At 59.9% G+C, this 12098-nt stretch carries 8 protein-coding genes; 5 read left to right on the top strand and 3 right to left on the bottom strand.

Going from position 1 to position 12098, the window contains the following annotated elements; translation table 11 throughout:
• Window positions 1-94: 94 nt before the first annotated feature.
• Entirely contained in the window at window positions 95-1177 is a 1083-nt protein-coding gene (gene purM, locus ACIX8_RS21720) for a phosphoribosylformylglycinamidine cyclo-ligase (protein ID WP_014267542.1), read from the top strand.
• A gap of 310 nt (window positions 1178-1487) precedes the next feature.
• The gene (locus ACIX8_RS25755) at window positions 1488-2030 is read left to right on the top strand and encodes a hypothetical protein (protein ID WP_014267541.1); all 543 of its coding nucleotides are present in this window, start codon (window positions 1488-1490) and stop codon (window positions 2028-2030) included.
• A gap of 98 nt (window positions 2031-2128) precedes the next feature.
• Here ACIX8_RS25755 and ACIX8_RS24915 read toward each other — a convergent pair whose 3' ends face one another.
• Complete coding sequence (locus ACIX8_RS24915; protein ID WP_014267540.1) at window positions 2129-3178, bottom strand: site-2 protease family protein; 1050 nt, start codon at window positions 3176-3178, stop codon at window positions 2129-2131.
• Between the two features lie 118 nt (window positions 3179-3296).
• Between ACIX8_RS24915 and ACIX8_RS21705 the strand changes: the two genes are divergently transcribed.
• Both ACIX8_RS21705 and ACIX8_RS21700 read left to right on the top strand, forming a co-directional pair.
• Window positions 3297-4451 (top strand): NADH:flavin oxidoreductase/NADH oxidase, encoded by a 1155-nt coding sequence (locus tag ACIX8_RS21705; protein WP_014267539.1) that lies wholly within the window; start codon window positions 3297-3299, stop codon window positions 4449-4451.
• Between the two features lie 220 nt (window positions 4452-4671).
• Window positions 4672-6012 (top strand): hypothetical protein, encoded by a 1341-nt coding sequence (locus ACIX8_RS21700; protein WP_014267538.1) that lies wholly within the window; start codon window positions 4672-4674, stop codon window positions 6010-6012.
• A 251-nt stretch (window positions 6013-6263) separates the two neighbouring features.
• Here ACIX8_RS21700 and infC read toward each other — a convergent pair whose 3' ends face one another.
• The gene (gene infC / locus ACIX8_RS21695) at window positions 6264-6854 is read right to left on the bottom strand and encodes a translation initiation factor IF-3 (RefSeq protein WP_150110709.1); all 591 of its coding nucleotides are present in this window, start codon (window positions 6852-6854) and stop codon (window positions 6264-6266) included.
• A gap of 323 nt (window positions 6855-7177) precedes the next feature.
• Here infC and ACIX8_RS21690 point away from each other — a divergent pair, with 323 nt between their 5' ends.
• Complete coding sequence (locus tag ACIX8_RS21690) at window positions 7178-8143, top strand: alpha/beta hydrolase (protein WP_014267536.1); 966 nt, start codon at window positions 7178-7180, stop codon at window positions 8141-8143.
• Window positions 8144-8497: 354 nt separating this feature from the next.
• Here the strand turns inward: ACIX8_RS21690 and ACIX8_RS21685 are convergent, their stop codons facing one another.
• Window positions 8498-11881, bottom strand: a complete 3384-nt coding sequence (locus ACIX8_RS21685; RefSeq protein WP_014267535.1) for a S41 family peptidase — start codon at window positions 11879-11881, stop codon at window positions 8498-8500.
• Window positions 11882-12098 lie beyond the last annotated feature (217 nt).

Below are 12098 nucleotides of genomic sequence, written 5' to 3'. Positions count from 1 at the left end.
GGAACCAGCCAGCGAGCGCGGAACTCGTGCTTGCCGGGGACCGTGGTGATCGCTGCGTCAGGGTGGCCGGCGTGGAAAAGATGAGGTGGGAAAGATGAGCGTGGACGATTCAGCGGCAGTGCCTCCGGCGAAGCGGGTTACGCGTACGCGCGCTACGTATGCCGAAGCAGGTGTCGACCGGGATCGCGCGGCGATCGCGAACGAGCGCATCAAGCTGACGGCGCGGCGCAGCTTCAACAAGAATGTGCTGAGCGAAATTGGCGGCTTTGCCGGGCTGTTCGCACTCGATGCTGAACGCTTTCCCGAGCCTGTACTGGTGGCGAGCACGGACGGCGTCGGGAGCAAGCTGCAGCTCGCTGCGCAGCTCGGACTGCACGGAAGCATCGGCTCCGACCTGGTGAATCATTGCGTGAATGACGTCGCGGTGCAGGGAGCGACGCCGCTGTTTTTTCTCGACTACTTCGCGGCAGGAGAGCTCGACGCGAACGTCGTCGAGCAGGTGATCGGCGGCATCGTAGAGGCCTGCAAGGCCAACGGCTGCGCCCTGCTGGGCGGCGAGACGGCGGAGATGCCGACTCTCTATCGCGGCAAAGAGTACGACCTCGCGGGCTTTCTGGTCGGTGCCGTCAGCCACGCGAAGATGCTCTCAGGCGAGAACATTGCTGAGGGAGACATCCTGTTGGGGTTGCCGTCGAATGGCTTGCACACCAACGGCTACACGCTCGCGCGCAAGCTGTTGTTCGAGACTGCCGGCTACCGCGCGGACCAGTACGTCAACGAGCTTGGCGACAAGGTTGGCGCGGCGCTGATGCGTTCGCATCGCAGCTATCTTGCGCCCATCCGCAAGCTGCTGCAGGCCGAGGTGGCGCATGCCTTTGCGCACATCACCGGAGGCGGGCTTACGGAGAATCTGCCGCGCATTCTGCCCAAGGGGTTTGCGGCACAGGTAGAGATGGCGAGCTGGGAGCCGCCACCGCTCTTCGCGCATCTGCAGACGCTTGGCAGCATCGAGAACGAGGAGATGCTGCGAGCGTTCAATATGGGCATCGGGCTGGTAGCGGTGGTGCCGGCGGCACTGCTGAAGAAAGCGCGGTTGGTGCTGAGTCGCATGAATGAACGGTCGATTGTGCTGGGACGCATTGTGCGTGGGCAACAGCGCAAAGTGGTTTACTGCTAGTTCATGGGTTCTTAGTTTGCTGAAGAAAATTTAGTGTGGCCCCTAGCGCGAAGCGCAAACCGTGACGCTAAAGCGTCACGGTTTGCGCTTCGCGCAATTTTGATGACACGTCCTAGGCAGGCTCGCCACGTCATGAAGATGTGGCGGGTATTGAATCTGATGCTCTAGCTGCAAGGGCTTTGGTTGCTGTGAGTTGAGTGTCTGGGAGCATCGTAAAGAGGAACTTATGTCCTGACCAGCCCCGTCGCTTAATTCATCCCACCGCAACATTTTTCCCGGAATCGCATCTACAAATACAGAGGTTTTTATTATGACCAGGCCCACGGTTCTTCTGCTCGCCCTGGCGACTCTGTCCGCGACTGCGCTAGCGCAGAACACGTACCCAGCCGGCCCAGGAAATTACACTCAGGCTCAACCAGCCCCCATCCAGCAGTCGTACTCCAACAACGCGCCCCAGCAATACAACCAGGACAACGGCTACAACGGCCAGGTTGCCAACAACGGCAATCCGAACGACCAGGGCCCTGATGCTGCCCAAACTCAAGAAGCGCAGGCGTATCCTCCTGCCTATGCCCCCGCACCTTATCCGTATTACGCCTATGGCTACGGCTATCCGTACTATCCCTATGGTTATCCCTACGTTTACGGCGGGGTACGCCTAGGCTTTGGTTACGGCGGCTACTACCGCGGCGGCTACTATCGTGGCGGTTATGGCTACGGCCGTGGTGGCTACGGCGGTTATCGCGGCGGCTACGGTGGTGGTTACCGTGGTGGATATGGCGGCGGCTTCCATGGCGGTGGCGGTGGTGGTTTCCACGGTGGTGGCGGCCACGGTGGCGGCGGACATCGCTAATCCCGCACTAGTTGAATAAGAAAATGCTCCAACCCCGCGCATGGGTTGGAGCATTTTTTTCTTGCCCGCAGCTCACTGCGTAGTTTCTGTCTCAAGCCTTAGTGCAGATTCCGGACGGGCGTGAGGAAGAGCAGGAATCCGAGCGCGAGGATCAGCGCCAGGAAGTAGATGAACGTGTTGGTGTCGGGCTTCTCCGGCGTGTCGTTGGTGAAACAGCGCCATCCCATACCGGCGGCCACGAACAGGAACACCCACTGGGTGTGCGGGCCGAAGGGATCGCCTCCGGAGGCATTGACCGTAAGGCCAAAGAACAAGGCGCAGGTCGCGGTAATGAGCGCGCGCTGAGTACGTGAGAGCGCATAGGTGGCCTGTGCGCCATCGAGTCCGAAGACCGGCACTAGGTTGAAGAGATTGATCCACGCGCCGACGTTGGCCAGCACCAGCCAGATCTCGGCGTGCGTCTTCCAGAAGATGCCGAAGCAGATCAGCGCTGCCGCGAGGCCGAACAGTGGGCCTGCCAGCGCAATCGCCGCAAGGTCTTCGCGCGAGACTCCCATGCTGTACCAGCGCACGTAAGCGCCGAGGCCGGGGAAGAAGATGGGCAGATCGGCCTTGAGGCCGCGCCGCTTTACGGCGACGAAGTGGCCCATCTCATGAATAAAGATGCAGGCGGTGAAGCCCAGCGCAAACTTCCAGCCGAAGATCGCCCAGTACAGCCCGAAGAAGCCGAGGATGCCGAACAGGAACTTGAGTTTGAAGAGAAGAAAGAGTCCTGATTTGATCTTGAGCAGGAACAGAACGATGGGTGCGAACGGTCCAAGACGCTTGGTCCAGCGGGCTTTCTGATCTTCTTCGGCCTTGAGGCGGCCATCGATCTGGGCAATGTGCCGCTGAATGCTGGCGGCCTGCTGCGTGTCCGCTGGGAGCCACTGCAGCGCGGAGCGCCAGCGGTCGCGCGCTTGCGGCCACTGCTTCTCCAGTTCCAGTTGCTGTGCGGAGCTGGCCAGTTCACTCAGGTACTGGCCGTAGGTCAGGGTGTGGCAGTCGGGGCAGACAAGCGTGCCGTCGGGCAGCCAGTGGCTGCAGTTGGGACAGTTGTGGATGACGTTGGGTGGTGCCGGTTCCGGCGGTAGAACTGTGGCGGGCATTCGTGAGGTTCTCTAGGAACAATTCTATGGGACGCGGAGGCTAAGGGGCGGATCTGTTGATACGGAGAAGGCACGCAGCTGCTTCTTATCTTCACGGCGCTCATCTAAGCTTCCATATATGTCGACCGCGATTCCCGCTCCTGATCATCTCTTTGCGCCTCTGCAGCAGCGCAGTATTACGCTGCCTAACCGCATCGCCTGCTCGCCGATGTGCGAGTACAGTTCGATCGACGGCTTCGCCTCAGAGTGGCATCTCGTTCATCTCGGCAGCCGTGCAGTGGGTGGGGCAGGCGTGATCCTTACGGAGGCCGCAGCGGTGAGCCCCGAGGGCCGCATCACCGCCCAGGACCTCGGTATTTGGGACGACAAACACATCGTGGAACTCCGCCGCATCACTGACTTCCTGCGGGAGCAGGGAAGCGTTCCGGGTATTCAACTCGCACACGCCGGGCGCAAGGCCAGCACTCTGGTGCCCTGGGAGGGGCATCGGGCGGCTTCGTTGGCCGAAGGCGGATGGGAGAATGTCGTCGGGCCTTCGGCAGAGCGCTATTCAGACGTCTATCCTCTTCCGCAAGCGTTGGATCGTGCCGGGATGGACAAGATCGTCGCCGACTTCGCCTCCGCAACGAAGCGTTCGGTTGCGGCGGGTTTTCTGATTGCAGAGGTCCACGCGGCGCATGGCTACCTGGGGCATGAGTTTCTTTCGCCGCTCTCCAATAAGCGCACCGACGAGTACGGCGGCAGCCTCGCCAACCGCGCGCGCTTTCCGCTGGAGATCATTCGTGCCGTGCGGGCGAACTTTCCGGAGGAACTGCCGGTCTGGGTACGGCTCTCCGTCACCGACTGGGTCGAAGGCGGTTTGACTGTAGAGGATGCGATCGAATTCGCAAAGCTGGTAAAGTCTGAGGGCATCGACCTGATCGATGTCTCGTCGGGCGGCAACGACCCACGCCAGCAGATTCCTGTGGGACCTGGCTACCAGGTGGCCTTTGCGGAGCGCGTCCGCCGCGAGGTGGGCATCGCCACCGGCGCGGTTGGAATGATTACCGATCCCGCCCAGGCGGACCAGATCATTCGTACCGGGCAGGCCGATCTTGTGCTGTTGGCACGAGAGTTGCTACGCGATCCGTACTGGCCGATCCACGCGGCGGATGCGCTGCAGCGTCCTGCGATCTGGCCGAAGCAGTATGAGCGTGCAGCGCTGGGCAAGGTGGAGCGCAGGCAGCCGCTGGCAGGAGTCGGAGAAGCGGGCAAAGGGAAGGGCGCAGCTTAACTTAATACGCTAGCCTCCCCATTACAACTTAATACGCTAGCCTCCCCATTACACATAGGCACTCTACGGTGCAAATACAAGGCGGCCTCCGCTATGGAGGGTTAGCCTCAGCACGTTCGCGCCTCGGAATTGCTATTCCGCCGGAATAAATCTGCATCGTGTGTGTTACTCCGGCAGCAAAGTGGCACTGCGAGAGCCTGAACTTTGCCTGGAGCGAGACATGAATTGGAACCCGGCGGTCAAAAATGTGCTGGTTCAAGCTACATACATGAGCGGAGATCGCAATGGCATCGCCTCCGCACTTCGTCTGGATCCGACGCTCGGCGTAGTCATCCTGACGGAGCCTGGCGCGCTCCAATCAGGAGATGTGCTGAAGAACTTCTACGCTTCGGTTGCTGGGGTGGACCGCGTGACATCGGTGGCGGTTCCTTCGGTGTCGGGTAAAGATGCGAGGGGGGCTCTTACCGAAGCATACAAAGCCTCTACTAAAAGCCCTGCCTGGCTGCAGAAGGTGGTTGGCCCACGTAAGGTCAGGGCGTTACAGTCGGCGACCTTCGGCACGAAGGTGATTGCCAATGCTTTTGGTGAGGCTGGTCCGAATCGAACGATTGTTCCGAACTCTGCGAATGCCCTTGCCGCGCGTGCCCAGTTGCAGAACCTATGGCGCCTTGGCAGCACATCAGCCGCACTAGAGGCGGAAGTCGGCACCTGGCTGAGGGAGAAAAAGAGGTTCAATCCTAATAACCGATACGTCTTTCTCTTCGCGAAGCAGGGGGACCGGTCGGCGGAGAAGGCGCATCACTTTACCTCCATTCTCACCTGGAACCTCCTGAAAGACAGACTCGACCAGCACTATCAGGATAAGAGCAACAACTACCGGATCATTCCAGTGGCGGCGGGTGATCGTATTGGTCTACGGACGGATCCGGATCTGGCAGAGTTCTGGAATGATCCGGAATGGAAGGATATGTTGAATGGCATCGGGATCGACGCGAGGAGCGCGCAACTCGGTTTATGGTGCTATTTCGCCATGCTTTACCCCAATGTGTCGATCATTGGAATGCGCAGTGGCATGATTGAAGTGCCGGCGCTGGTGGGCATCCGTACATTGTTTCTGGAAGAAGCATTCAATGCGCAGGCAGCGCGTATGGAGAAGTGGCTTGGCGGCGTTGTTCCTGGATTCGATAGAAACGTCGTAGATGTGCCGCCAGGCATCGCACAGGGGCTGTATTGGAAACAGAGGGGTGCCAGGGGACCCGATAGCGATCCAGCGCAAGTCCGCGGCCAGGCAGTACGTACCGCTCTGAACGGCTTGCAGGCAGGGTGGACTCCGAGTCCGGTTGCGTCGAACCCGCAAAACAAGAACTGGCCGACGGTTCAGCCTGAGACCGCTCGTCTCAATCCTCCGGAGAACTCGTCTCCCGTGGATCCGGGCGTGAAGTCTGCGATGGCTCCTGTTCTTAATCAAATACCTGGGAAGGGCATCGATAATTTCATGCTGCAAAAAGAAGCACTCGATCAGATCATGGAATGGATATGCGCTCCTACGGTCAGCGCCTAGAGCATTTCCACTCCTAGTGTGATGTCGGAATGAGTCACTACAGAACTGTCATCTCGACCGTAGCATGATGGTTTTTATCGTCATGCTACGGTCGAGATGACAAGGTATGGGTAGGAATCGAAAGAGGCCCATCCCGCTATTCATGAAAAAGCTCTAAGGATGTGAGCGCCGAAGAGTAGTGCTTCCAGAAAGACTGGCAAGCAACGCAAAACCCCTCTCATCTGGAGAGGGGTTCAGCGTTAAAGATAGCTTTACGAAGCCACAGGAGTGGGAGCCGTAGCCGCAGGGGCTTCCGGCTTGGGCGGCCGGGGTGGTGCAGGGGCAGCTTCCGCCTTCGGCTCGGCCTTCTTGCTGGGCGCGAGGATGGCGTGCAACGTGGTGCCTTCCATGCGGGGCATGAACTCTACCGTGCCGGCCTCACCGATATCCATGATGAGGCGATTGATGATCTTGTAGCCGAGGTCGCGATGTGCCATCTGGCGGCCCTTGAAGCGCAGACTGGCCTTGACCTTGTCGCCGTCGCCGAGGAAGCGCACAGCCTGGTTCTTCTTGGTCTGGTAGTCGTGCTCGTCGACGGTGACCGAGAACTTGACTTCCTTAATGACGATGACCTTCTGCTTCTTGCGCGCAGCACGGTCGCTCTTGTCCTTCTCGTACAGGTACTTGCCGTAGTCCTGGATCTTGCAGACGGGAGGGACGGCGTTCGGCGAGATCTCGACGAGATCGAGAGACTTCTCGCGAGCCATCTTCAGGGCCTCAAAGGGGGCCATGACGCCAAGCTGTTCGCCGTTCTCGTCGATCACGCGGACTTCGCGGGCACGGATACGTTCATTGGTGCGGATAAAGGACTTAGCGGAGCGTTTGTCGAGCGGTGGGATAGGATGCCTCCACGGCGCGTCATTTGGACGGCCATGATTTTGGGGGAAATAGTTTGCTCTCGGCTAATTTCGCCGGAACCTAAGCACTCGCGAGTATAACAGGTGCGCAAGCAGTTTGCTTTGATCTGTGCTGGATGTAACAAATCATACCGTTTAGCGGCCAGATTTGCATTTAGTCCCTGGTCGGTCACGACAGGCGGAAGAAATGCGGGTTTCCATAACCATGGCGAAGGCCTGTCCTGACGATCAGGCATCTTCAACGATCCGCAGTACTTATGGAGAACGAAATGCGCAAGGCCCTTGCTTTATTGATCTTTGTCGTCCTGCTCCATGGAACGACCCCGGCCCAGAGACCTCATCACGAGCGTTCCGAGGCCCCGGCGGCCGCACCCTGCTTTGATCCGGGCGACCGTAACGACATTCGCTTGTGGGACGGCACGGCGCCCGGTGCGACAGGCAGCGACCCTTGCCGAGACATCCCTTTTCTACGGATGTTTCCTGCGGCCGGAGGGCAATCTGCAGCCAGCCCAGCCATTATCGTGATGCCGGGCGGCGGCTATGACCGGCTCTCCGATGCGAAGGAGCAGACACCGGTAGGCGAGTACTTCTCCCGCCAGCTGCACGCGGTCACCTTCGTGCTGTACTACCGCTTGGTGCAGACGGACGGCACGTATCGCTACCCTGTGCCGATGTGGGATGGGCAGCGCGCGTTGAAGCTGGTGCGGTATCGCGCACGGCAGTGGGGCGTAGACCCGAACCGGGTGATGATCTTTGGCTTCTCCGCGGGTGGGCACTTGGCGAGCACGCTGGCTCTGCACAGCGCTTCGGATTTCGACCTGCCCGTACACGATGCGGTAGACAGCACGAATGCCCGGCCCGATCTGCTGGGATTGGGGTATCCGGTGATCTCGATGGACCCGCAGCAATATGCGGCGAAGAGTTCTCACGATCACCTGTTGTACGGCTATCGGGGCAAGGAGCTCGACCACCTGCAGCGCTATCTCTCCGGGCAGGACAACGTGACACCGCACACGCCTCCGGTGTTCCTGTTTGAGAGCATGGACGATGCGCGAATTAGCCCCATGAACAGCGTGCTCTTCGCGCAGGCGCTGCATGCGGCCAATGTGCAGGTAGAGGCGAAGTTCTTTCAGCATGGAGTGCATGGAGCGGGTCTGGCGACGGATATTCCGGAGGAATCGGCGTGGCCGGGGTTATTCCAGCAGTGGCTGGAAGGGCAGCACTTTCTGCGCTAGGGGGGGAGTGCTGTCCCGATGTTGTGTAGAGAAGTCAGTTGCCGTTGCTTTTGTCTTTGTTTTTCTTGTTGTCATTCCGAGCGCAGCGAGTGAATCTGCTCTCTCCCGTTCTTTGCTCGCCCCATCACAGATGTTTGTGTGACACCACAATTCTCTTTTGGCGTTGCCCATACTTTCTGGGAGCATGAACGAAAAACGGGAGACAGCAGGTTCACTCGCTACGCTCGGAATGACAACCAGAAAAGCAAAGACAACTACCCCAGCTAAAGGTCAGGACTCTCTCAAAAACTCAGCCCCCACACGAGACATCGTGTGGGGGCTGGGTTTCTGGTATGTGAATGGATCGCTACCCTGCTACTTCCCGCCCAGACCATCGTTCTGGTGATAGTCGGGATACGGAGGAGTCACAAACTGCGGTGGAGGATTCTGCTTCAACTCGTCGAGAAGAATAGAAACAGCCTTCTCCAGTTGCGGATCATGACCGGCAGCCACGAGCTTCGGATCGTCTTCCACTTCCACGTCGGGGGCGACGCCGTGGTTCTCGATCTCGAACACGCCGTGCAGGCCGTAGAGCGCGGTGCGCGGCGCTGTAATGCTGCCTCCATCCAGCAGCGGAGGATAGCCGCCGATGCCTACCAGTCCGCCCCAGGTCCGCGTGCCTACCAGCGGACCGAGCTTGGCCTGGCGGAAGAGCCAGGGCATCGCGTCACCGCCGGAGCCGGCGTTCTGGTTGATCAGCATCGCCTTGGGCCCGTAGATCGCGCCGGTGGGCTCGGTTGTGTGCAGGCCCTGGCGAGACTCGTAGTTGAGCATCGGCGTCCGCTTCAACACGTCGATGACGTAGTCAGCAATATCGCCGCCCTGGTTGTAGCGCTCGTCGACGATGACAGCTTTTTTTTCGGTCTGCGCGAAGAAGTAGCGGTTGAAGCTGTCGAAGCCCTCGCCCGCCGTGTTGGGCAGATAGACATACGCGATCTGTCCGTTGGAGAGCTCATTGGTGCGGCGGATGTTCTCTTCGATCCAGGCATGGAAACGCATCTCGCCTTCGCTGGCGACGGGCACGACCAGCACGTCGCGCGAACCGGCGCCCTCGGGATTGGAGCCGACCGTGATGGTGGTCTGCTTGCCGGCCAGACCTTCGAAGGCCGCGTACAGGTTGTCCGTCGCGTGCAGCGGCGTGCCGTTGACCGCGAGCAGGTAGTCGCCCTCATGCACGTTGACGCCCGGCTGGGTGAGCGGTGAGTACATCTTCGGGTTCCAGTTGCCGCCGTTGACGATGTGCGCAAACTTGTAGCGGTCGTGATCTACGGCATAGTCCGCGCCGAGCAGGCCGGACTTCGGCGCGTCGTTGTCGGTGTGTGGGCCGCCGATGAACATGTGGCCGACGGTGATCTCGCCGAGCATCTCCTTTTGCAGGTAGGTGAGATCGTTGCGGCAGCTAAGCCCGTCGAGATACGGCGCATACCTGTCGCTGATCTTCTTCAGGTTGAGACCGTGGAAGCCGGGGTCGTAGAAGAACTCCCGCTCGATCCTCCAGGTTTCCGCATACATCTGGCGCCACTCCGCACGCGGGTCGATCTTCGCGGTCATGCCGTCCAGGTTGAGTCCCTTGCCAGGCGTTCCATCGGCTGCACCGGGATTCAGGTCGCTCACCTTGGCGATGAACCAGCCGGACCCCTTCATGTAGAGCGCCTTCTCGCCGTCGAAGGAAGTTGCGATGGCCGTGGAGTCGTGCAGCACGTCCTCGGTCTTACGCGTCTCCAGTGTGAAGCGCCATACCGAACGCATTATGCCATTTCCTGCCGAAGGGTTCGCCGCGGCGTTGCCCTCGCCGAGAAGGATGACGCCTTCTTTGCCGGTGACTAGCGTGACGTAGTTGCGAGCCGGTATCGGCAGCGCGAGAATGCGCTGCTGAATGCCGTCTAGGTCGATCTTCGTCGGTGGTGTGGGTTTGTCTTTCTTGTCTTTGTCTTTGTCCTTGTCGTCCTTCTTGTCGCTGTCCTTTGCCGCGTCCTTCTTTTCGTCGGATTTACCGGCTTGATCCGGGGCCGGCTTCTTGTCATCATCGGCCTTGCTCTTCTCGTCGTCGCTCTCCGGTGGGATGGGCGATTTCTCATCCTTCGACAGCACCGCGATGTAGACGCTGGCTGTTGCCGTGCGGTTGAGGCTGCCCAGGCCAAAGCCATCGATTGCCGGGCCGATATCGGTACTCGCGGTGAAGTAGAGATACTTTCCGCTCTTGTCGAAGACCGGGTTGGTGACGTGGCTCATGCCATCGGTGATCTGCGTGGTCTTACCCGTTGCGATGGAGTAGAGAAACGCCGCGTCCTCCAGGCTTGGCAGAGAGCGCGCGTACAGAATCCACTGGCTGTCGGGTGAAAAGCTCGCACTGAAACCGGCAGGGCCAAAGCCTTCGCGCAGGTCGGTGTCGACCTTGATGGGTTTCGCGGGACCTAGTGCGGGATCGACGTTGACGTACCAGAGGTTCAGCCGCTTGTCGGAGAAGACGATGCGTTTGGAGTCGGGTGACCATGTTGGCGAGTAGTAGTACGTGGGGTCCGGACCGAGGTCGATGACCTTCGGTGCGGAGAGCCCGTCCTGGTCGCGCAGGTAGAGCTTGTACTCGCCGGTGGCATCGGAGAAGTAGGCGATGCGTTTGCCGTCGGGCGACCACGCGGGAGCGCGCTCAGCGGAGCCTGAGCTGTTGGTGAGGTTGCGCACGTCGCCCTTCTCAGCAGGCACGGTGAAGATGTCGCCGTGGGCTTCAAACACGGCGCGTACGCCGGTAGGCGAGATGTCCGCGTTCTGGATTTCGCCACTGCTGATCTTGGCCAGGTGCGGCACGAGCGAGGGCAGATCGCCGTCGAGCGAGATGTTGACGAGGTGATCCGCGCCGCCGGTCAGATCGTAAAGGTGGATCGTGCCGAACTGCTCGTAGACGAGTGTGTTGCCGCGGCCAGCGAGAGTCTTGAGTTCGAAGCCGTGGTTCTCGACGAGTTGCTTCACCTCTTTGCTCTTTACGTCGTAACGGAAGAGCGAGGTGGGGCCGTTGCGATCGGAGAGGAAGTAGACCGAGTCGCCGAGCCACAGGGGATAACGGTCGTTGGAGTTCTCACGCGGAATCTTGATCCGGTCGAGCGTCTTCAGGTCGACGATCCAGACGGGCTGTGTCTGCCCACCGCGATAGCGCTTCCACGACTCCTCCTGCCACTGCAGCCAGGGGTTGTAGGCGAGGTGCGAGCCATCGGGAGACAGCGTGCCGTACCAGGCGGAGGGCAGCGGCAGGCGCTCGGGCAGGCCGCTGCCATCGGCGTGTACGCGATAGAGCTGGAAGTAGACGCGAACGGCGTTCTGCATGCTCTGCATAAGCAGGTCATGGCCGTCGGGCGTCCAGCCCGTGACGTAGTTACCGCCGGGGCGATAGGTGATGCGCTTCGGCGCGCCGCCGGTTGCCGGGATCGTGTAGATGTCTGTGTTGCCTGCGGCGGTGGCGGAGTAGGCGATGGTGTTGCCGTCGGGCGAAAAGAACGGGCCGTCGGTGATGTTGGACGTCGAGGTCAGCCGCCGCGCGGCGCCTCCGTCGCGAGAGACCAGCCAGATGTCATCGGCGTAGCGAAAGGCAATCTGCGTCTCGGAGATCGAAGGCGCACGCAGAAGGTGAGGCGCTTGCGCGTGTACCTGCGGAAGCGCGAACAAGGCGAGAAGGCATAGAAGCGGAGCGAATACGATTCGGCGCATGACACGTCCTGAAAACAGATTGGGAAAAGTGTATCTGTAATGCTTCGTTCCATGACGACCCAAGTTATTAGAGAAAAATTACCCATGATATGGAGCTAGTATTGCCGAATCTCTAAGCGCTGAGGGCGCGCTCTATCAAAGCCCAGGGTGAAACCCTGGGTCAGAGGCAAGATAGAATTTGCGAGCGCTGTAAGCGCGATCTATCGATAGTGGCACG

Source organism: Granulicella mallensis MP5ACTX8, assembly GCF_000178955.2.
GTDB lineage: Bacteria > Acidobacteriota > Terriglobia > Terriglobales > Acidobacteriaceae > Granulicella > Granulicella mallensis.
This window is presented reverse-complemented; position numbering and strand designations above follow the sequence as displayed.